Here is a 20,328-nt window from a genome sequence, read left to right as displayed (position 1 = left end):
CCAACCCGAAAGGCGAGCCCAGTCGTGGGTATGCCGGAGGCAAACTGTGGAGGACCTGTGAAGGTCCCAGGCGGCGTCGCCCGCCCCGGCCAGGGTTTGTGCTGAAGAAGCGATGCGGATGGGGGCGTTCCAGTGAGCGGCAGCGGCGCAAGCGGAACGAGTGGCGATGCCGCCGAGGACAGGAACGTACAGCTGACCTCGTGGTTCGTCCGCAGCGGCTGGTCCAAGGGCGAACTCGCCCGCCAGGTGAACCGCCGCGCCCGGCAGATGGGCGCCCACCACATCAGCACCGACACCTCCCGGGTGCGCCGCTGGCTCGACGGCGAACAGCCCCGCGAGCCCGTGCCCCGCATCCTCTCCGAGCTGTTCTCCGAGCGGTTCGGCTCCGTCGTCGCCATCGAGCAGCTGGGCCTGCGCACCGCCCACCAGACCCCCTCCGTCTCCGGCGTCGACCTGCCCTGGGCGGGCCCGCAGACCGTGGAACTGCTCAGCGATTTCTCCCGTAGCGACCTCATGCTGGCCCGCCGGGGCTTCCTCGGGACCTCGCTCGCCCTCTCCGCCGGCCCCGCCCTCATCGAGCCCATGCAGCGCTGGCTCGTTCCGTCCCCGGCCGCCGACCCCGGCGTGAGCGCCGACGGCGGGACCGCGGGCCGCGGCCCCGGGCAGCGTCCGCCCCGGCTGAGCGAACCGGAACTCGGCCTCCTCGAAGCCACCACCGTGATGTTCCGCCAGTGGGACGCCCAGTGCGGCGGCGGACTGCGCCGCAAGGCCGTGGTCGGGCAGCTCCACGAGGTCACCGACCTGCTCCAGGAGAACCACCCTGCCCCGGTCATGAAGCGGCTCTTCAAGGTGGCCGCCGAACTCTCCGAACTCGCCGGCTGGATGAGCTACGACATCGGCCTGCACCCGACCGCCCAGAAGTACTTCGTCCTCGCGCTGCACGCCGCGAAGGAGGGCGGTGACAAGCCGCTCGGCTCGTACATCCTCTCCAGCATGAGCCGCCAGATGATCCACCTGGGCCGCCCCGAGGACGCGCTGGAGCTCGTCCACCTCGCCCAGTACGGCAGCCGCGACTGCGCCGGACCGCGCACCCAGGCCATGCTGTATGCGATGGAGGCCCGCGCCTACGCCAACATGGGTCAGCCGAGCCGTTGCAAGCGGGCCGTGCGGATGGCCGAGGACACCTTCTCCGACGTCGGCTTCGACGGCGAGCCCGAGCCCGACTGGATCCGCTTCTTCTCCGAGGCCGAGCTCAACGGCGAGAACTCCCACTCGTTCCGGGACCTGGCCTACGTCGCCGGGCGCAGCCCCACCTACGCCTCCCTCGCCGAACCGGTCATGGCACGGGCCGTCGAACTGTTCTCCAAGGACGACGAACACCAGCGCTCGTACGCCCTGAACCTCATCGGCATGGCCACAGTCCACCTGCTCCAGAAGGAACCCGAGCAGGCCACCGTCCTGGTGGACCGCGCCCTCGACGTGGCGCGAAAGGTGCGCTCCGAACGGGTGAACACCCGGCTCCGCAAGACCGTGGACAGCGCCGCCCGTGAATACGGCGACGTGGCCGAGGTGGTCCGGCTCACCGACCTCCTCGCGTCCCGGCTTCCCGAGGCCGCCGAGGCGGTCTAGCCCTCCCCACCGATCCAGGGCCCTTCGAGTTCTGTTCATTGACGCGTAACACGCCCGACCTCTTCGTCATCGGGGCGAAACACCCAGCGGCGCCGCCGGAAACCGGCCTGCGCGAATCTCAGGGCCAATAACCGGCCAGTCCCCAGGCCAGCCCCCCCGGCCTACGCCTTGCGCCGCTCAGGTTTTCACGCTCGCCCGCACGCGAACGTACCGACGACGAGGAGACGCCGATGGCATCAGCCATCACGACCCTCGCGGCAGACGCCCCGACGCTCTCTGCCGCGAACACCGGGTTCATGCTCATCTGCTCCGCCCTGGTCATGCTGATGACCCCGGGACTCGCCTTCTTCTACGGAGGCATGGTCCGCGTCAAGAGCAGCCTCAACATGCTGATGATGAGCTTCATCAGCCTCGGGATCGTCACGATCCTGTGGGTCCTCTTCGGCTTCAGCCTCGCCTTCGGCACCGACTCCGGCTCGCTCATCGGCTGGAACTCCGACTACGTCGGCCTCAGCGGCATCGGCATCACCGAGCTGTGGGACGGCTACACCATCCCGGTCTACGTCTTCGCCGTCTTCCAGCTGATGTTCGCCGTCATCACCCCGGCCCTGATCAGCGGCGCCCTCGCCGACCGCGTGAAGTTCAGCGCCTGGGTGCTGTTCTCCGCCCTGTGGGTCACCGTCGTCTACTTCCCCGTCGCCCACTGGGTCTGGGGCGCCGGCGGCTGGCTCTTCGAGCTCGGCGTCATCGACTTCGCGGGCGGCACCGCCGTCCACATCAACGCCGGCGCCGCGGCCCTCGGCGTCATCCTGGTCATCGGCAAGCGCGTCGGATTCAAGCGGGACCCGATGCGCCCGCACAGCCTCCCCCTCGTGATGCTCGGCGCCGGCCTGCTGTGGTTCGGCTGGTTCGGTTTCAACGCCGGATCCTGGCTCGGCAACGACGACGGCGTCGGCGCGGTCATGTTCGTCAACACGCAGGTCGCCACCGCCGCCGCGATGCTCGCCTGGCTCGGCTACGAGAAGCTGCGCCACGGCTCCTTCACCACCCTCGGCGCCGCCTCCGGCGCGGTCGCCGGCCTCGTCGCCATCACCCCCTCCGGCGGCTCCTGCTCCCCGCTCGGCGCGATCGCCATCGGCGCCATCGCCGGTGTGCTGTGCGCCATGGCCGTGGGCCTGAAGTACCGGTTCGGCTACGACGACTCCCTCGACGTCGTCGGCGTCCACCTCGTCGGCGGCATCGCCGGCTCCCTCCTGGTCGGCCTCTTCGCCACCGGCGGGGTCCAGTCCGACGCGGCCGGCCTCTTCTACGGCGGCGGCCTGGCCCAGCTCGGCAAGCAGGCCGTCGGCGTCTTCTCCGTCCTCGCCTATTCCCTCGTCGTCTCCGCCGTCCTGGCCTTCCTCCTCGACAAGACCATCGGGATGCGGGTATCCGAGGACGTGGAGGTCTCGGGCATCGACCAGAGCGAGCACGCCGAGACCGCCTACGACTTCAGCGGGGCCGGCGGCGGGATCTCCTCCCGCGGCACCGCGGCCCCCGCCCCCGTTGCCGCAGCGAGCAAGAAGGTCGACGCATGAAGCTGATCACCGCGATCGTCAAGCCCTACAAGCTGGACGAGATCAAGGAAGCCCTCCAGGCCTTCGGGGTCCAGGGGCTCACCGTCTCCGAGGCCAGCGGCTACGGCCGCCAGCGCGGCCACACCGAGGTCTACCGGGGCGCCGAGTACACCGTGGACCTCGTACCGAAGATCCGCATCGAGGTGCTCGTCGACGACGTGGACGCCGAGGACGTGATCGACGTCGTCGTACGGGCGGCCCGCACCGACAAGATCGGCGACGGCAAGGTGTGGAGCGTCCCCGTGGACTCGGTCGTACGGGTCCGCACCGGCGAGCGCGGCGCTGACGCGCTCTAGGTGACGGGAGCTCCTGGGTGACGAGCGTCGAAGAGACAACCGACGGCACCGGCGACGACCGCCCGGACGGCTCGGGACCCAGCGGGTACGCCGCGGCCCGGCTGCGACTCCTCCAGGAGGAATCGCGGTCCGGGCCCTCGCGGCGTTCCGCGCTGTCCGCGCTGTCCGACCACTGGCTGTCCGCGCTGTTCGGGGCGGCCGCGAAGGAGACCGGCGTACGGGGCGCCGCCCTCGTCGCCGTCGGCGGCTACGGCCGCGCGGAACTCTCCCCGCGCAGCGATCTCGACCTGCTGCTGCTCCACGACGGCAAGGCGGAACCCCGGGCGCTCGGTGCGCTCGCCGACCGCCTCTGGTACCCCGTGTGGGACCTCGGCCTGGCCCTGGACCACTCGGTGCGCACCCCGGGCGAGGCCCGCAAGACCGCCGCCGAGGACCTCAAGGCCCACCTCGGCCTGCTGGACGCACGGCTCGTCGCCGGGGACGCCGGACTGCTCGCGGGGCTGCGCACCTCGGTCCTGGCCGACTGGCGCAACCAGGCCGTCAAACGGCTCCCGCAGCTGCGCGAACTGTGCCGGGAACGCGCCGAGCGGGCCGGGGAGCTGCGCTTCCTGCTGGAACCCGACCTGAAGGAGGCCCGCGGCGGACTGCGCGACGCCACCGCCCTGCGGGCCGTCGCCGCGTCCTGGCTGGCCGACGCCCCGCGCGAGGGACTGGCCGACGCCCGGCGGCGGCTGCTCGACGCCCGGGACGCGCTGCACCTGGTCACCGGCCGGGCCACCGACCGGCTCTCCCTCCAGGAGCAGCCCCAGGTCGCCGCCCGGCTGGGGCTCCTCGACGCCGACGCCCTGCTCCGCGAGGTGTACGAGGCCGCCCGGGTGATCTCCTACGCGGGCGACGTCACCTGGCGCGAGGTCGGCCGGGTGCTGCGGGCCCGCACCGCCCGGCCCCGGCTGCGCGGACTCCTCGGCACCCGCGGCGCGCCCGCCGCCGAACGGGCACCGCTGGCCGAGGGCGTCGTGGAGTCCGACGGGGAGGCCGTGCTGGCCCTGGCCGCCCGGCCCGAGCGGGACCCCGTCCTGCCCCTGCGCTTCGGTGCGGCCGCCGCCCAGGCGGGCCTGCCCGTCTCGCTGCACGCCGTACGCCGCCTCGCGGACCGGGCCCGGCCGCTGCCCGTGCCCTGGCCGGCGGAGGCCCGGGAACAGCTGCTCACCCTGCTGGGTGCCGGGGAGCCCACGGTGGCCGTCTGGGAGGCGCTGGAGGCCGAGGGGATGATCACCCGGCTGCTCCCCGACTGGGAGCGGGTGCGCTGCCGGCCCCAGCGCAATCCCGTGCACACCTGGACGGTGGACCGGCACCTGATCGAGACGGCCGTGCGGGCCTCGGCGTTGACCCGCCGGGTGAGCCGGCCCGACCTGCTGCTGATGGCGGCCCTGCTGCACGACATCGGCAAGGGCTGGCCCGGGGACCACTCGGTGGCCGGCGAGACCATCGCCCGCGACATGGCCGCCCGGGTGGGCTTCGACCCCGAGGACGTCGCCGTGCTCGGCACCCTCGTGCGCCACCACCTGCTGCTGGTCGACACCGCGACCCGGCGCGACCTCGACGACCCCGCCACCGTGAAGGCCGTGGCGGAGGCCGTCGGCTCGACGGGCACCCTGGAGATCCTGCACGCCCTCACCGAGGCCGACGCGCTCGCGACGGGCCCCGCCGCCTGGAGCACCTGGCGGGGCTCCCTCGTGGCCGACCTCGTGGCCCGGGTCGCCGCCGTCCTCAGCGGCTCCCCGCCCGACGCCTCCGAGCTGGAGATCCCGACCACCGAACAGGAACGCCTGGCGGTGGAGGCCCTGCGCACCGGGGAGCCGGTGCTCGCGCTGTACGCGCGCCGGGAGGAGGACGAGGCCGTCGGGGTCGAGCTCGTCGTCGCCGTCCCCGACCAGCCGGGGGTGCTCCCGGCGGCGGCCGGGGTCCTGGCGCTGCACCGGCTGACCGTGCGGGCGGCCGAGCTGCGCTTCCTGGAGCTGCCGGACCGGCTGGGGGAGGCCCTGGTGCTGCGCTGGCGGGTGGCCGCCGAGTACGGGGCCCTGCCGGAGGCCGCCCGGCTGCGGACCGACCTGGTCCGGGCGCTGGACGGCTCGCTGGACGTCCCGGCGCGGCTGGCCGACCGCGAGGCGGCGTACCCGAGGCGGCGCGGGGTGGTCCCGCCGCCGCCACGGGTCACCGTCGTCCCCGGCGTCTCCTCGCTGGCCACCGTGCTGGAGGTGCGGGCCCCCGACGCGGTGGGGCTGCTGCACCGCATCGGGCACGCGCTGGAGTCCCGCGGGGTCCGGGTGCGCAGCGCCCACGTCTCGACGCTGGGTGCCAACGCGGTGGACACCCTGTACGTCGTCGACACCGACGGCAAACCCCTGTCCCGGGCCGACGCCGCCGACCTGGCGGCGGCGGTGCAGACGGCCCTGTCCTAGACCCCGCACCGGCTCCCGTCCGGCCTCCCCGGGGTCCGCCCCCGGGGAGGCCGGAGCGGGGGAGGGCGGGGATTGCCTCCCGCAGGGCCGGGCAGGCGGCGTGGCCCGATACCCTGGGGGACGACCACCACGCCCCCGACCCGAGGAATCGCGACCACCGTGTTCGATACGCTTTCCGACCGCCTCAGCGCGACCTTCAAGTCCCTCCGGGGCAAAGGCCGCCTCTCCGAGCAGGACATCGACGCTGCGGCGCGGGAAATCCGTATCGCCCTCCTTGAGGCCGACGTCGCGCTTCCCGTCGTCCGCTCCTTCATCGCGAACGTCAAGGAAAGGGCCCGCGGCGAGGAGGTCAGCAAGGCGCTGAACCCCGGCCAGCAGGTCCTGAAGATCGTCAACGACGAGCTGGTCTCCATCCTCGGCGGCGAGACCCGCCGGCTGCGCTTCGCCAAGACCGCGCCCACCGTGATCATGCTGGCCGGTCTCCAGGGTGCCGGTAAGACCACCCTCGCCGGAAAGCTCGGCCTCTGGCTCAAGGAGCAGGGCCACACCCCGCTCCTCGTCGCGTGCGACCTCCAGCGCCCCAACGCCGTCAACCAGCTCTCCGTGGTCGCCGAGCGCGCCGGTGTGGCGGTCTACGCGCCCCAGCCCGGCAACGGCGTCGGAGACCCGGTCCAGGTGGCCAAGGACTCGGTCGAGTACGCGCGCACCAAGCAGCACGACATCGTCATCGTCGACACCGCCGGCCGCCTCGGCATCGACCAGGAGCTGATGCAGCAGGCCGCGGACATCCGCGACGCCGTCAGCCCCGACGAGATCCTCTTCGTCGTCGACGCGATGATCGGCCAGGACGCGGTCAACACCGCGGAGGCCTTCCGCGACGGCGTCGGCTTCGACGGCGTGGTGCTGTCCAAGCTCGACGGCGACGCCCGGGGCGGTGCCGCGCTCTCCATCGCGCACGTCACCGGCAAGCAGATCATGTTCGCCTCGAACGGCGAGAAGCTCGACGAGTTCGACGCCTTCCACCCCGACCGCATGGCGGGCCGGATCCTCGACATGGGTGACATGCTCACCCTCATCGAGCAGGCCGAGAAGACCTTCTCGCAGGCCGAGGCCGAGAAGATGGCGGCCAAGCTCGCCAAGGGTCCCAAGGAGTTCACGCTCGACGACTTCCTGGCCCAGATGGAGCAGGTCCGCAAGATGGGCTCCATCTCCAAGCTCCTCGGCATGCTGCCGGGCATGGGCCAGATCAAGGACCAGATCAACAACATCGACGAGCGCGACGTGGACCGCACCGCCGCGATCATCAAGTCGATGACCCCGGCCGAGCGCCAGGACCCGCACATCATCAACGGCTCCCGCCGCGCCCGCATCGCCAAGGGCTCCGGCGTCGAGGTCAGCGCCGTCAAGTCGCTGGTCGAGCGGTTCTTCGACGCCCGCAAGATGATGTCCCGCATGGCCCAGGGCGGCGGCATGCCGGGCATGCCCGGCATCCCCGGGATGGGCGGCGGCCCCGGCCGTCAGAAGAAGCAGGTCAAGCAGGCCAAGGGCAAGCGCAAGAGCGGCAACCCGATGAAGCGCAAGGAAGACGAGGCCGCGGCCGCGGCCCGGCGCGAGCAGGGCCCGCAGGCGACCGAGCCCGCTGCCGCCGGCAACCCGTTCGGGCTCCCCACGGGCGGCCAGGCCGGTCAGGACTTCGACCTGCCGGACGAGTTCAAGAAGTTCATGAAGTAGGACCGGGCAGGCGTGCCCGGTACGCGAAGAGGGCCCCGGCCGTGCACGCACGGCCGGGGCCCTCCCGTTTCCCGCAGGGGGCATATGTTCTGTTTGTCGCCTAAGGTCGGCCGGGAGGACGGCATAAGGAGGCCCCCGTGCCCAGCCCCACCCCCGTACCGCCGCGCGACCGGGCCGACACCCCCTGGCGTTCGGAAGGCGCCCCGCCCGCGCCGCCGCCCAGGAAACGGATGCCCGGCGGCTGGCGCGGGCTGATCCTCACCGCGCTGATCGTCTACCTGATCGCCAACCTGGTCCTGTCCTTCTTCAACGAGGGCGACGAGCCGGTCGTCTCCTACACGGAGTTCAGCAAGCAGGTCGCCGCGGGCAACGTCTCGAAGATCTACTCCAAGGGCGACGCCATCCAGGGCGAGCTCAAGGCCGGGCAGCCGCTCCCCGACGGCAAGGGCGAGTACACCAAGTTCACCACCCAGCGCCCCGCGTTCGCCGACGACCAGCTGTGGGCCAACCTCACCAAGCACAACGTGATCGTGACCGCCTCGCCGGTCGTCGAACAGCGCAGCTTCCTCGCCAACCTGCTGCTCTCCCTCGCCCCCATGCTGCTCCTGGTCCTCCTGTGGGTGGTCATCGCCCGGCGGATGGGCTCGGGGATGGGCGCCGGCATGGGCGGGCTGGGCCGCAAGGCCCCGCCCAAACCGGTGGAGCTGGCGGGCGCCAAGCGCACCACCTTCGAGGACGTGGCGGGCATCGACGAGGTCGAGGGCGAGCTGAACGATGTCGTCGACTTCCTGAAGAACCCCGGACAGTACCGCCGGATGGGCGCCCGGATGCCGCGCGGCGTCCTGCTGTCCGGCCCGCCCGGCACCGGCAAGACCCTGCTGGCACGGGCCGTCGCCGGCGAGGCGGGCGTGCCCTTCTTCTCCGCCTCCGCCTCCGAGTTCATCGAGATGATCGTCGGCGTGGGCGCCTCACGGGTGCGCGAACTGTTCGCGGAGGCGCGCAAGGTGGCCCCCGCGATCATCTTCATCGACGAGATCGACACCATCGGCCGGGCCCGGGGAGCCGGGGCCGGCGTGGGCGGCCACGACGAACGCGAACAGACCCTGAACCAGATCCTCACCGAGATGGACGGCTTCTCCGGCGCCGAGGGCGTGATCGTGCTGGCCGCCACCAACCGCGCCGACGTCCTGGACCCGGCGCTGACCCGCCCCGGCCGCTTCGACCGCACGGTGGTCGTCTCCCCGCCCGACCGGGACGGCCGGGCGGCCATCCTGCGCATCCACACCCGCGACATCCCGCTCGCCCCCGACGTGGACCTGGTCCGGGTCGCCCGGACCACCCCGGGCATGACGGGCGCCGAACTCGCCAACCTCGCCAACGAGGCCGCCCTGCTGGCCGTCAAACGACGCCGCGACCAGGTCACCCCGGCCGACCTGTCCGAGGCCCTGGAGAAGATCCAGCTGGGTGCGGAGCGGTCCCTGGTGATGCCCGACGAGGAGCGCCGCCGCACCGCGTACCACGAGAGCGGGCACGCCCTGCTCGGCATGCTCCGCCCCGGCGCCGACCCCGTCCGCAAGATCACCATCGTCCCCCGCGGACGCGCGCTCGGCGTCACCCTCTCGGCCCCGGACGCCGACCGGTACGCCTACACCGAGGAGTACCTCCGCGGCCGGATCATCGGCGCACTGGGCGGCATGGCCGCCGAGCACGTCGTCTACGACGTCATCACCACGGGCTCCGAGAGCGACCTGGAACAGGTCACCGGCATCGCCCGCGGCATGGCCGGCCGCTGGGGCATGAGCGAGCGCGTCGGACGCCTGACCGCCATCCCCTCCGACGGACAGAGCCCCTACGGCCTCGCCGCCGCACCCGCCACCCTCGACGCCGTCGACCACGAGATGCGCCGGATCGTCGACGAGTGCTACGAGGAGGCCTGCCGCGTCCTGCGCGAGCACCGCCCGCAGCTCGACGCCCTGGCCGAGGCCCTGCTCGCCCACGAGACCCTGGACGAGAAGGCGGCGTACGCCGCGGCCGGGATCACCCGTCTGGAGAAGTAGCGCCGGGCGGCCCGCGGCCGCCCGGCGGCCGGCCTCAGGCCACGCGGGCGACGACGTAGCGGAAGATGTTCGGCAGCCAGACGGCGCCGTCGGTCCGCTCGTACGGGTGAAGCGCCTCGGACAGCTCCTTCTCCGCCAGCGCGGGATCGGCCGCCGCGTCGTAGAGCCCCGTCGACAGCAGACCCCGTACGGCGCTGTCCACGTCCGCGTACCCGAACGGGCAGAACACCCGCCCCGACCCGTCCGGCACCAGGCCCGCCTCCGCCACCAGCTCGTCCAGGTCCCGGGCCGCCGGGCCGCCGCCCAGCACCGCCGGGACCGTGCAGCGCTCCGCCGGACCCCAGTCGGCCAGCACTACCGCGCCGCCCCGCCGGACCGTCGGCAGGGCCGCCGCCAGCGCGCCCGGCCCCGGCGAGAGCGCCAGCAATACGTCGTACGGCCGCGCCGCGGGCACCGGGGGAGCCGCCACCACCTCCAGCAGCCGCTCCCGGGCCAGCGCCCGGCGGGCCGGATCCGCCTCCACGCCCGTGGCGGCGGCGCCCCGGCCCGCGGCCAGCAGCAGGGGCAGCCCGGCCCCGCAGCCGAGGCCCAGCAGCCGGTCGCCCGGCCCGACCTCCAACCGGTCGTAGACCGCCTCGTACAGCGGTACCAGCATCCGTTCCTGGATCTCCGCCCAGTCCCGGGCGACGAGCGTCGCCGTCGGCGTCGGTGTCATCGAAAGAGCGCTCCTGATTCCGTCTCGCCCCCTTGCCCCCGTTGCCAGGGAACTCCCCATTCGCCCCCGCGTCCAGAGGAGTGCGCCACCCGATTCACGCTCGGTGCGCCCGGCGCCGTACCATTCGCGCCATGGCAAAGGCACCCGTTCTCACCCCGCAGGCGGAGGATTTCCCCCGCTGGTACCAGGATCTGATCAACAAGGCCGAGCTGGCCGACAACGGTCCGGTCCGCGGCACCATGGTCATCCGACCGTACGGCTACGGCCTGTGGGAGCGGATGCAGCAGGAGATGGACGCCCGCATCAAGGACGCGGGTGCCCAGAACGCCTACTTCCCGCTGTTCATCCCGCAGTCGTACCTGACGAAGGAAGCCGAGCACGTCGAGGGCTTCGCCCCCGAGCTCGCGGTCGTCACCCACGGCGGCGGCAAGGAGCTGGAGGAGCCGGTCGTCGTCCGGCCCACCTCCGAGACGATCATCAACGACTACTTCTCCAAGTGGGTCCAGAGCTACCGGGACCTGCCCCTGCTGATCAACCAGTGGGCCAACGTGGTCCGCTGGGAGATGCGCCCCCGCGTGTTCCTCCGTACGAGCGAGTTCCTCTGGCAGGAGGGCCACACCGCCCACGCGACGTACGAGGACGCTCGCGACTACGCCGCCCGCATCCACCGCGACGTCTACGGCGACTTCATGACGAACGTGCTCGGCATCGACGTCGTGCTCGGCCGCAAGACCGCCAAGGAGCGCTTCGCCGGCGCCATCAACACCCTCACCCTCGAAGGCATGATGGGTGACGGCAAGGCGCTCCAGCTGGGCACGAGCCACGAGCTCGGCACCAACTTCGCCAAGGCCTTCAACACCCAGTACCTGTCGAAGGAAGGCAAGCAGGAGCTGGTCTGGCAGACCTCGTGGGGCGTCTCGACCCGCATGGTCGGCGGCCTGATCATGTCCCACGGCGACGACAACGGCCTGCGCGTCCCGCCGCGGCTCGCGCACGTCCAGGTCGTCGTCATGGCGATCAAGGGCGACGAGGCCGTGGCGAAGGTCCGCGAGCTGGGCGCGCAGCTGAAGGCCGCGGGCATCCGCGTCCAGGTCGACGACCGCGTCGACACCCCCTTCGGCCGCCGCGCCGTGGACTGGGAGCTCAAGGGCGTACCGGTCCGCATCGAGATCGGCCCCCGCGACCTGGAGGCCGGCACCGCGATGCTGGCCCGCCGGATCCCGGGCGGGAAGACCCCGGTGCAGATCGACGCCCTCGCCGACCTGCTGCCCAAGGTCCTCGACGAGGACCAGGCGCAGCTGCTGCGCGAGTCCCGCGAGCGCCGCGAGGCCCGTACGTCGGACGTCTCGACCATCGAGGAGGCCGCCGAGGCCGCCATCGCCGGTGGCTGGGCGCGCATCCCGTGGGCCGACCTGGGCCCCGAGGGCGAGGCCAAGCTGGCCGAGCAGGCCGTCTCCGTACGCTGCCTGATCGCGGCGGACGGGTCGGTTCCGGTGGCGGACGACGCTCCCGGTACGCTCGCCATCGTCGCGCGCTCGTACTGACGCAGAGCATCACGCCCCCGGCGCGCGGCGTCGGCCGCGCGCCGGGGGCGTGGCCATTTCCGGTCTTCGTTACGTACCGACTCCTCCTGAGATCTACGCACCCGTCCTCGTCGGGACGCATCAGAGTGAACTGACTGGTACGTGCAAAAAATTTGGAATGGCCCGGAATCGGAACACCGGGGCACCCCGGCTCGTTGTCACGACGTGAGCACGACACCACCTGTTCTCGCCGCAGAGCTGGCGCAGGCGTGGGCCGACATTCAGCGGTACCACCCCGAGCTGCCTGACCTTGCCGCGCCCGAGTCCCTGATCGGAGAGTCCTCGTCCGCCTGCGGCGCCGAGCTCTCCTTCGAGCGACTGCTGCACGAGGCAGTCCACGGCATCGCGGCCGCCCGCGGTGTCCGCGACACCTCGCGAGCCGGCCGCTACCATAACCGCAGATTCCTGGCGATCGCCGAGGAGATGGGGCTGGACCACTCCGAGGAGCCGCACGCCAGCAGCGGGTTCTCCCTGGTCTCCCTCAATCCCGAGGCCAAGAAACGCTACCGCCCCACCATGGAGCGGCTCCAGCGCGCACTGAAGGCGCACACGGCGGCCACGGCCGCCGACACCAAGCGCAGCTTCCGCGGTCCGGCCGCCCGGCACGGCTCCTCCGGCGGCGGCGTACGGGTCAAGGCGGTCTGCGACTGCGGGCGCAACGTCCGGGTGGTCCCGTCCGTGCTGGCCCAGGCGCCGATCGTGTGCGGCGGCTGCATGAAGCCGTTCCGCATTCCGGAGGTCACCGTCGCGGCGGCGTCCTGACGCGGTGCGGCCGGGGGCGGGGCATGGGGTGGGGCGTGGGGTGGGCCCCTCCCGGCCGAGCGTGCCGCGGGCGTATGGCACAATGAACAGCTGTACTCGACAGTCGCATAGGACCCCTCTCTCCTCCGGCTGACGCGTCCATCGGGCACCCGAGTACCGCAACCCCACGTGGCATCTCATGTGCCCAACCACGTCAAGTTCAGGAGACACCACTCCAGTGGCAGTCAAGATCAAGCTCAAGCGCCTCGGCAAGATTCGCCAGCCGCACTACCGCATCGTCGTCGCCGACGCCCGCACCCGCCGTGACGGTCGCGCGATCGAAGAGATCGGTATCTACCACCCGACGTACAACCCGTCGCGCATCGAGGTCAACGCCGAGCGTGCGCAGTACTGGCTGTCCGTTGGCGCCCAGCCCACCGAGGCTGTTCTCGCCATCCTGAAGCTGACCGGTGACTGGCAGGCGCACAAGGGCCTCCCGGCCCCCGCGCCGCTGCTCCAGCCGGAGACGAAGGAGAGCAAGCGTCGCTCCTTCGACGAGTTCGCCAAGGCCCTCGAGGGCATCGGCGAGACCAAGGGCGAGGCCATCACCCAGAAGGCCAAGAAGGCCGACAAGAAGGCGGACGAGGCTGAGGCCGCCGCCGAGTCGACCGAGGCCTGATCATGCTCGAGGAGGCTCTTGAGCACCTCGTGAAGGGCATTGTGGACAACCCCGACGACGTGCAGGTCGCCTCGCGCGACCTGCGCCGCGGACAGGTGCTCGAGGTCCGGGTCCACCCGGACGACCTCGGGAAGGTGATCGGCCGCAACGGCCGCACCGCACGTGCGCTGCGTACCGTCGTGGGCGCCATCGGCGGCCGTGGGATCCGCGTCGACCTCGTCGACGTGGACCAGGTCCGCTGAGGATTTGAATCACCGGCACGGGCCGGGGAGGGCGTTCGTCGCCTTCCCCGGCCCGAGTCGTTTCTGCGCGTGAGCAGAGCGACCATTGATTGAGAAACCACGACGCAGAGGTACCGCCTCCGCGAGAGCGGCGGCGGTCCGGCCGTGAAAAGGGGAAGAGACGCACAGTGGAGCTGGTAGTCGCGCGGATCGGCCGCGCCCACGGGATCAAGGGTGAGGTCACCGTCGAGGTGCGGACGGACGAGCCGGAGCTCCGGCTCAGCCCCGGTGCCGTCCTGCGGACCGAACCGGCGTCGGCGGGTCCGCTGACCATCGAGACGGGCCGGGTGCACAGCAGCCGGCTCCTGCTCCGCTTCGCGGGAGTCAAGGACCGCACCGGCGCCGAGGCGCTGCGCAACATCCTGCTGATCGCGGACGTCGACCCGGCGGAGCTGCCGGAGGAGCCCGACGAGTACTACGACCACCAGCTGATGGACCTGGACGTGGTGCTGGAAGATGGCACGGAGGTCGGCCGGATCACGGAGATCTCCCACCTGCCCTCCCAGGACCTCTTCATCGTCGAGCGCCCGGACGGCAGCGAGGTCATGATCCCCTTCGTCGAGGAGATCGTCGCCGAGATCGACCTGGAAGAGCAGCGCTGCGTCATCACCCCGCCGCCCGGCCTGATCGACGACCGCGCCGAGATCGTGTCGTCGCGCGATGCCGATGCAGGGGCCGAGGGCGGGGACGACGCCTGATGCGGCTGGACGTCGTCACGATCTTCCCCGAGTACCTGGAGCCGCTGAACGTCTCCCTCGTCGGCAAGGCGCGGGCGCGAGGCCAGCTCGACGTACACGTCCACGACCTGCGGGACTGGACGTACGACCGGCACAACACGGTCGACGACACCCCGTACGGCGGCGGGCCGGGCATGGTCATGAAGACCGATCCGTGGGGCGAGGCCCTGGATTCGGCACTGGCCGACGGCTACGAGTCCGGAGCCCGCGGTCCGGTCCTGGTCGTCCCGACGCCCAGCGGCCGTCCCTTCACCCAGGAACTGGCCGTCGAGCTCTCCGAGCGCCCGTGGCTCATCTTCACCCCGGCCCGGTACGAGGGCATCGACCGCCGCGTCATGGACGAGTACGCGACGCGGATGCCGGTCTACGAGGTCTCCATCGGCGATTACGTCCTGGCGGGCGGCGAGGCCGCCGTCCTGGTCGTCACGGAGGCCGTGGCCCGGCTCCTGCCGGGGGTGCTCGGCAACGCGGAATCACACCGCGACGACTCCTTCGCGCCCGGCGAGATGGCCAACCTGCTGGAGGGCCCCGTCTACACCAAGCCCCCGCAGTGGCGCGGGCGCGGGATCCCCGAGGTACTGCTCAGCGGCCACCACGGGAAGATCGCGCGGTGGCGCCGGGACGAGGCCTTCCGCCGGACGGCGCGCAACCGACCGGACCTGATCGAGCGCTGCGAAGCCTCCGCCTTCGACAAGAAGGACCGGGAGATCCTGAGCATCCTGGGCTGGAAGCCCACCGCCGACGGCCGATTTTGGCGCAGGCCGCAGGCCGTGGAAGAATAGGCGGCTGCTGTGTGCTCGCGTGCGCCCCTGCCACAGGGGGACCGTCGTCCGCGACGTGTCACGGCTCCCGAATTCTCTACGGAAATCCGCACCGGCGACCTGTGGCGTCGTGCGAAGAAAGCAGACGAAGAACATGTCTCACCTGCTCGATGGCGTCAACGCCGCCTCCCTGCGCACGGACGTCCCGGCCTTCCGCCCGGGTGACACGATCAACGTGCACGTCCGCGTGATCGAGGGCAACCGCTCCCGTATCCAGCAGTTCAAGGGCGTTGTCATCCGTCGCCAGGGCTCTGGCGTCTCCGAGACCTTCACCGTTCGCAAGGTCTCCTTCAGCGTCGGCGTCGAGCGCACCTTCCCCGTGCACTCCCCGATCTTCGAGAAGATCGAGCTCGTCACCCGCGGTGACGTGCGTCGCGCCAAGCTGTACTTCCTCCGTGAGCTCCGCGGCAAGGCCGCGAAGATCAAGGAGAAGCGCGACCGCTGATCTCCTCTCCGGGTCCACAGGCAGGCCGGATAGGCTCGCCCCCGATGGACACCGAAGCAGAGCTCACACAGCGCGGCCACTCCTCCCCCGAGCAGGGGGAGGAGGGGCCGCGTTCTGCGTTTTCCGGACGGAGCGGACGCTCGTCGTCCTGGCGGCGGGCGGGGCTGCTCGGCGTGGCCTGCACCGTCTTCCTGCTGCTGTTCGCCAACTTCGTGGTCCAGCCGTTCCTGATCCCCAGCCGCTCGATGGAGCCGACCCTGAAGGTCGGGGACCGGGTCCTGGTCAACAAGCTGGCGTACCGTTTCGGCCAGGAGCCGAAGCGCGGGGACGTGGTCGTCTTCGACGGGACCGGCTCCTTCGTGCGCGAACGTCCCGCGGGCAACCCGGTCGGCGAGGCCGTCCACGGCGCGTTCTCGGCGCTCGGGCTCGCGGAGCCCTCGGAGACCGATTTCGTGAAGCGGGTCGTGGGCGTCGGCGGGGACGACGTGGTGTGCTGCGACGTGGCCGGCCGGATCAAGGTCAACGGGGTCGCGGTCGACGAGCCCTACCTCCACCCCGGTGACGCGCCCTCGGCGGTGCCCTTCCGGATCGTGGTCCCGCTGGGGACCCTGTGGGTCATGGGCGACCACCGCTCACAGTCCCGTGACTCCCGGGATCACCTCGGGGAGCCGGGCGGCGGGATGGTGCCGGTGGAGAAGGTGATCGGACGGGCCGACTGGCTCGGCTGGCCGGTGACGCGCTGGGGCTCGCTGCCCGACGGCGCGGGGGCGTGGTCCCGGGTCGGCGGCGGCTCCCATGGGTAGCAGGGGACGCCCGAGGGGCGGCCGGGACAAGGGGCGCGGGGCGGAACCGGATCCGGCGGCGCGGCCCACTCCTCAACCTGCCCCGGCTCCTTCCCCCGTGTCCGGCTCCGCTTCCACCGGGGGTTCCGAGGAGGAACCCGCCGCGCCGGAGCCCGGTGGCCGGGCCGACCGGCGACGGCTGGCGCGCCGGGTCCGGCGGCGCCGGCGCACCCGCCGGGCGGGCGAGCTGCCGCTGCTGGTGGTCGTCGCCCTGTGTATCGCCCTGCTGCTCAAGACCTTCCTGGTGCAGGCGTTCTTCATCCCGTCCGGCTCGATGGAGCAGACGATCCGGATCGGCGACCGGGTGCTGGTGGACAAGCTCACCCCGTGGTTCGGCTCCAAAATCGAACGCGGTGACGTCGTCGTGTTCAAGGACCCTGGAGGCTGGCTCAAGGGCGAAGCCGCCCAGCCGGACCAGGACCCGGCCGGGATCAAGCAGATCAAGGAGGCCCTGACCTTCATCGGCCTGCTGCCGTCCGCCGACGAGCAGGACCTCATCAAGCGGGTCGTGGGCGTCGGCGGGGACACCGTGAAGTGCTGCGACGCGCGGGGCCGGGTGACCGTCAACGGCGCGCCGCTCGATGAGCCGTACGTGTCACCGGGCAACGCCCCCTCCGAGATCCGTTTCGAGGTGCACGTGTCGAAGGGACGTCTCTTCGTGATGGGCGACCACCGCGCCAATTCGGCCGACTCCCGCTACCACCTCGACGAGGCCTTCGACGGCACGATCGACGAGAACGGCGTGGTCGGGCAGGCGGTGGTGATCGCCTGGCCCTTCGACCACTGGCGGAGGCTGGAGCAGCCGGCGACGTTCCTGTCGGTGCCGGATCCGGCACGAACCGGTCGGCGGCGCGGGCGCCTTGGGCGCCGTCGGGGCACGGCGTTCGCATAGTGTGTGCTCGGTCTCCCACGCCTTAGGGAACTCCCGCTCGTTAAGGGAGGGGAGGGCCCGTCGACCGATCCGGCGCGGGACGCGAATTCCGAACGAGGAGTGGATGTGGGGGACGTGGCGGTAGGCGCGCGGTCCGGACGCGATGAGGGCGAGGAGCGGCCGGACGATGCCGTCGAGCGCGAGACCGGTGCCGAGGCGGGCGATGCGGACGCGCGGCCGCAGCGTTCCTTCTGGAAGGAGCTCCCGCTCCTCATCGGTATCGCCCTCCTGCTGGCCCTGCTGATCAAGACCTTCCTTGTGCAGGCGTTCTCGATCCCGTCCGATTCGATGCAGAACACCCTGCAGCGCGGCGACCGGGTGCTGGTGGACAAGCTGACCCCGTGGTTCGGTTCGGAGCCCGAGCGCGGCGAGGTCGTCGTCTTCCACGATCCGGCGAGCTGGCTGGCGGGGGAGCCCACCCCGGAGCCGAACATCGTGCAGAAGGCCCTCAGCTGGATCGGCCTGATGCCGTCCGCCGAGGAGAAGGACCTGATCAAGCGGACCATCGCCATCGGCGGGGACACCGTGGAGTGCAAGAAGGGCGGACCGGTCGTCGTCAACGGCAAGGCGCTGGACGAGCCGTACATCTACCCCGGCAACACCGCCTGCGACGACGCCCCCTTCGGCCCGATCACCGTGCCCAAGGGCAAGATCTGGGTGATGGGCGACCACCGCCAGAACTCCCAGGACTCCCGCTACCACATGCAGGACTCCACCCAGGGCTTCGTGCCGGTCGACAAGGTCGTCGGTCGGGCCGTGGTGGTCGCGTGGCCGCTCACCCGCTGGGCCACCCTCCCGGTTCCGGACACCTTCGACCAGCCCGGCATCAACCACCAGGCGGCGGCGACCGCCCTCGGCCTCGGGGCCTCCGGCCTCGCCCCGGTCGGCCTCGGCCCGGCGGCGCTGGGCCTGACGGGCGCGGTGCCCGTGGTGCTGTGGCGCAGGAGGAGGCTGACTACCGGGCGTACCGCCCGGTAGGGTGCCGCCCAGGTCGACGATCTCCGAGGCGGGGGCGCTGCAATGGGCGGAACACAGGCAAGACGCGGGACCACCGGTGGCCGCGGCGGCGTCGGCAACGTGTTGTCGGGGCTCGCCGTGGCCATCGGTTTCGTGCTCTTCCTCGGCGGCTTCGTCTGGGGGGCCCTGGTGTACCAGCCGTACACGGTGCCGACCGACTCGATGGTGCCGACGGTGCGGCCGAACGACCGGGTGCTGGCACAGCGGATCGACGGCGATCAGGTGCGCCGCGGCGACATCGTCGTCTTCACCGACACGGAGTGGAGCGGCTCGCCGATGGTCAAGCGGGTCGTGGCCGTGGGCGGCGACACCGTCCGCTGCTGCGACCAGGGCGGCCGGCTGACCGTGAACGGCAAGGAACTCGACGAGCCCTACCTCGACCGGGCGGGCAGCGACGGGGCGGCGATCGGGACGGCCGGCGCCCCGTACGAGGTGAAGGTGCCCGAGGGCAACCTCTTCCTGCTCGGCGACCATCGAGGTGCTTCGCTCGACTCCCGCGCGCACCTCCAGGAGGCAGGCCAGGGCACCGTGCCCCGGTCGGCGGTGTCGGCCCGGGTCGACGCGCTGGCGTGGCCGTCGATGACCATGGTGGAGCGGCCGCGGGCGTACGCCGCGCTGCCCGGCGGGATCTCCGCTCCGGGGCCGCTGCGGCTCCAGGTGGCGGCGGTGGTGGCCGGAGCCGCGCTGGTGGTGCTGGGGGCCGCCTACGGACCCCTCGTACGGATCCTGGGGCGCGGGCGGCGGGAGACCTCCGGTGCCCGCTGAGCCGGGCGCCGGCGGGCAGCCGGACCCGGAACCGCGGAAGGTCGCCCGGGTGATCCTGCTGGACCCCGAGGACCGGATCCTGCTGCTGCACGGCTTCGAGCCGGACGATCCCGCCGCCGACTGGTGGTTCACCCCCGGTGGCGGCCTTGAGGGGGACGAGAGCCGGGAGCAGGCGGCGCTCCGGGAACTCGCCGAGGAGACGGGGATCACAGAGGTCGCGCTGGGGCCGGTGCTGTGGCACCGGTACTGCGCCTTCCCCTTCGACGGGAGGCGCTGGGAACAGGACGAGTGGTACTTCCTCGCCCGTACCGACCGCACCGCGATCGAGATGGGCGGGCTCACCGAGCTGGAGCGGCGCAGCGTCGCGGGTGCGAGGTGGTGGACCTCCGAGGAACTGCTGGCGGCCCATGAGACGGTGTACCCGACCAGACTCGCCGAGCTGCTGCGCACGCTGCTCGACGACGGTCCTCCGGGTGCTCCGGTGGTCCTGGCCCCGGAAATCGTTTAGGGGCCCGTGGCGCTGGCGCACAATAGGGGGACGCACGGCTGAAGGGGAACATGCCATGAGTGCCGAGGACCTCGAAAAGTACGAGACCGAGATGGAGCTGAAGCTCTATCGGGAGTACCGCGACGTCGTCGGGCTGTTCAAGTACGTGATCGAGACCGAACGCCGTTTCTACCTCACCAACGACTACGAGATGCAGGTGCACTCGGTCCAGGGGGAGGTCTTCTTCGAGGTCTCCATGGCGGATGCCTGGGTCTGGGACATGTACCGGCCCGCGCGCTTCGTCAAGCAGGTACGGGTGCTGACCTTCAAGGACGTGAACATCGAGGAGCTCAACAAGAGCGACCTCGAACTCCCGGGCGCCTGATCCGCCCCGCCCGCTCACCCCTGGGGGTGAGCGGGTTTTCCACAACGCCCCGGTTGTCCACCAAGATCCACTCGGTACGTCCGGACACGGGAACCTCGGTGCCGGAGG

General features: G+C 71.6%; 20 protein-coding genes. 19 read left to right on the top strand and 1 reads right to left on the bottom strand.

Features of this window, described 5'->3' with window-relative positions; all coding sequences use genetic code 11:
* Positions 1-132: 132 nt before the first annotated feature.
* From ACEPPI_RS04505 to ftsH, 6 genes are all read left to right on the top strand, one after another.
* Entirely contained in the window at positions 133-1,629 is a 1,497-nt protein-coding gene (locus tag ACEPPI_RS04505; RefSeq protein ID WP_373913923.1) for a hypothetical protein, read from the top strand.
* A gap of 230 nt (positions 1,630-1,859) precedes the next feature.
* Positions 1,860-3,206, top strand: a complete 1,347-nt coding sequence (locus ACEPPI_RS04500) for an ammonium transporter (protein ID WP_373913922.1) — start codon at positions 1,860-1,862, stop codon at positions 3,204-3,206.
* On the top strand, positions 3,203-3,541 hold the full coding sequence (locus ACEPPI_RS04495) for a P-II family nitrogen regulator (RefSeq protein WP_030227390.1): 339 nt from the start codon (positions 3,203-3,205) through the stop codon (positions 3,539-3,541). The genes ACEPPI_RS04500 and ACEPPI_RS04495 overlap by 4 nt, the downstream gene beginning before the upstream one ends.
* Positions 3,542-3,558: 17 nt before the next feature.
* Entirely contained in the window at positions 3,559-6,003 is a 2,445-nt protein-coding gene (locus ACEPPI_RS04490) for a [protein-PII] uridylyltransferase (RefSeq protein WP_373913921.1), read from the top strand.
* 159 nt (positions 6,004-6,162) lie between these two features.
* Positions 6,163-7,734, top strand: coding sequence for a signal recognition particle protein (ffh, locus tag ACEPPI_RS04485; RefSeq protein ID WP_373913920.1), 1,572 nt, complete (start codon positions 6,163-6,165; stop codon positions 7,732-7,734).
* A gap of 137 nt (positions 7,735-7,871) precedes the next feature.
* Positions 7,872-9,791, top strand: a complete 1,920-nt coding sequence (ftsH, locus tag ACEPPI_RS04480) for an ATP-dependent zinc metalloprotease FtsH (protein WP_373913919.1) — start codon at positions 7,872-7,874, stop codon at positions 9,789-9,791.
* A 34-nt stretch (positions 9,792-9,825) separates the two neighbouring features.
* On the opposite strand, the gene ACEPPI_RS04475 is transcribed toward ftsH, so the two are convergent.
* Positions 9,826-10,506 carry a methyltransferase type 11 gene (locus ACEPPI_RS04475; protein ID WP_373913918.1) on the bottom strand — a complete coding sequence of 227 codons (681 nt, stop codon included), beginning with the start codon at positions 10,504-10,506 and terminating at the stop codon, positions 9,826-9,828.
* Between the two features lie 131 nt (positions 10,507-10,637).
* Between ACEPPI_RS04475 and proS the strand changes: the two genes are divergently transcribed.
* The 13 genes from proS to ACEPPI_RS04410 all read left to right on the top strand — a co-directional run bounded on the left by proS (position 10,638) and on the right by ACEPPI_RS04410 (position 20,220).
* Positions 10,638-12,050: a proline--tRNA ligase gene (proS, locus tag ACEPPI_RS04470; RefSeq protein ID WP_373913917.1), complete on the top strand. Its 1,413-nt coding sequence runs from the start codon at positions 10,638-10,640 to the stop codon at positions 12,048-12,050.
* 204 nt (positions 12,051-12,254) lie between these two features.
* Positions 12,255-12,851, top strand: coding sequence for a hypothetical protein (locus ACEPPI_RS04465; RefSeq protein WP_373913916.1), 597 nt, complete (start codon positions 12,255-12,257; stop codon positions 12,849-12,851).
* 217 nt (positions 12,852-13,068) lie between these two features.
* Positions 13,069-13,509, top strand: a complete 441-nt coding sequence (gene rpsP / locus ACEPPI_RS04460; RefSeq protein ID WP_030162461.1) for a 30S ribosomal protein S16 — start codon at positions 13,069-13,071, stop codon at positions 13,507-13,509.
* A gap of 2 nt (positions 13,510-13,511) precedes the next feature.
* Complete coding sequence (locus ACEPPI_RS04455) at positions 13,512-13,751, top strand: RNA-binding protein (protein WP_150517622.1); 240 nt, start codon at positions 13,512-13,514, stop codon at positions 13,749-13,751.
* A gap of 167 nt (positions 13,752-13,918) precedes the next feature.
* On the top strand, positions 13,919-14,488 hold the full coding sequence (rimM, locus tag ACEPPI_RS04450; protein WP_373913915.1) for a ribosome maturation factor RimM: 570 nt from the start codon (positions 13,919-13,921) through the stop codon (positions 14,486-14,488).
* Positions 14,488-15,309: a tRNA (guanosine(37)-N1)-methyltransferase TrmD gene (gene trmD / locus ACEPPI_RS04445; RefSeq protein ID WP_373913914.1), complete on the top strand. Its 822-nt coding sequence runs from the start codon at positions 14,488-14,490 to the stop codon at positions 15,307-15,309. The genes rimM and trmD overlap by 1 nt, the downstream gene beginning before the upstream one ends.
* Positions 15,310-15,442: 133 nt before the next feature.
* The gene (rplS, locus tag ACEPPI_RS04440) at positions 15,443-15,793 is read left to right on the top strand and encodes a 50S ribosomal protein L19 (RefSeq protein WP_030227407.1); all 351 of its coding nucleotides are present in this window, start codon (positions 15,443-15,445) and stop codon (positions 15,791-15,793) included.
* Between the two features lie 44 nt (positions 15,794-15,837).
* The gene (gene lepB, locus ACEPPI_RS04435) at positions 15,838-16,596 is read left to right on the top strand and encodes a signal peptidase I (protein WP_373913913.1); all 759 of its coding nucleotides are present in this window, start codon (positions 15,838-15,840) and stop codon (positions 16,594-16,596) included.
* 97 nt (positions 16,597-16,693) lie between these two features.
* Positions 16,694-17,527: a signal peptidase I gene (gene lepB / locus ACEPPI_RS04430; RefSeq protein WP_373913912.1), complete on the top strand. Its 834-nt coding sequence runs from the start codon at positions 16,694-16,696 to the stop codon at positions 17,525-17,527.
* Between the two features lie 114 nt (positions 17,528-17,641).
* Positions 17,642-18,544: a signal peptidase I gene (gene lepB / locus ACEPPI_RS04425; protein WP_373913911.1), complete on the top strand. Its 903-nt coding sequence runs from the start codon at positions 17,642-17,644 to the stop codon at positions 18,542-18,544.
* 42 nt (positions 18,545-18,586) lie between these two features.
* Positions 18,587-19,348 (top strand): signal peptidase I, encoded by a 762-nt coding sequence (gene lepB / locus ACEPPI_RS04420; protein WP_373913910.1) that lies wholly within the window; start codon positions 18,587-18,589, stop codon positions 19,346-19,348.
* Complete coding sequence (locus tag ACEPPI_RS04415) at positions 19,338-19,856, top strand: NUDIX hydrolase (RefSeq protein WP_373913909.1); 519 nt, start codon at positions 19,338-19,340, stop codon at positions 19,854-19,856. The genes lepB (ACEPPI_RS04420) and ACEPPI_RS04415 overlap by 11 nt, the downstream gene beginning before the upstream one ends.
* Before the next feature lie 55 nt (positions 19,857-19,911).
* Complete coding sequence (locus tag ACEPPI_RS04410; protein WP_214947872.1) at positions 19,912-20,220, top strand: DUF2469 domain-containing protein; 309 nt, start codon at positions 19,912-19,914, stop codon at positions 20,218-20,220.
* Positions 20,221-20,328: the final 108 nt, after the last annotated feature.

The organism is Streptomyces sp. AB3(2024), assembly GCF_041862025.1.
Taxonomy (GTDB): Bacteria; Actinomycetota; Actinomycetes; order Streptomycetales; family Streptomycetaceae; genus Streptomyces.
This window is presented reverse-complemented; position numbering and strand designations above follow the sequence as displayed.

What these genes read in the sequence shown, in the direction of transcription:
- rplS (WP_030227407.1), top strand. Translation starts at nt 15,443, where the DNA reads ATGTCTCACCTGCTCGATGGCGTCAACGCCGCCTCCCTGCGCACGGAC.
- proS (WP_373913917.1), top strand. Translation starts at nt 10,638, where the DNA reads ATGGCAAAGGCACCCGTTCTCACCCCGCAGGCGGAGGATTTCCCCCGC.
- ACEPPI_RS04455 (WP_150517622.1), top strand. Translation starts at nt 13,512, where the DNA reads ATGCTCGAGGAGGCTCTTGAGCACCTCGTGAAGGGCATTGTGGACAAC.
- ACEPPI_RS04500 (WP_373913922.1), top strand. Translation starts at nt 1,860, where the DNA reads ATGGCATCAGCCATCACGACCCTCGCGGCAGACGCCCCGACGCTCTCT.
- lepB (WP_373913913.1), top strand. Translation starts at nt 15,838, where the DNA reads ATGGACACCGAAGCAGAGCTCACACAGCGCGGCCACTCCTCCCCCGAG.
- lepB (WP_373913910.1), top strand. Translation starts at nt 18,587, where the DNA reads ATGGGCGGAACACAGGCAAGACGCGGGACCACCGGTGGCCGCGGCGGC.
- ACEPPI_RS04410 (WP_214947872.1), top strand. Translation starts at nt 19,912, where the DNA reads ATGAGTGCCGAGGACCTCGAAAAGTACGAGACCGAGATGGAGCTGAAG.
- ACEPPI_RS04475 (WP_373913918.1), bottom strand. Translation starts at nt 10,506, where the DNA reads ATGACACCGACGCCGACGGCGACGCTCGTCGCCCGGGACTGGGCGGAG.
- ACEPPI_RS04495 (WP_030227390.1), top strand. Translation starts at nt 3,203, where the DNA reads ATGAAGCTGATCACCGCGATCGTCAAGCCCTACAAGCTGGACGAGATC.
- trmD (WP_373913914.1), top strand. Translation starts at nt 14,488, where the DNA reads ATGCGGCTGGACGTCGTCACGATCTTCCCCGAGTACCTGGAGCCGCTG.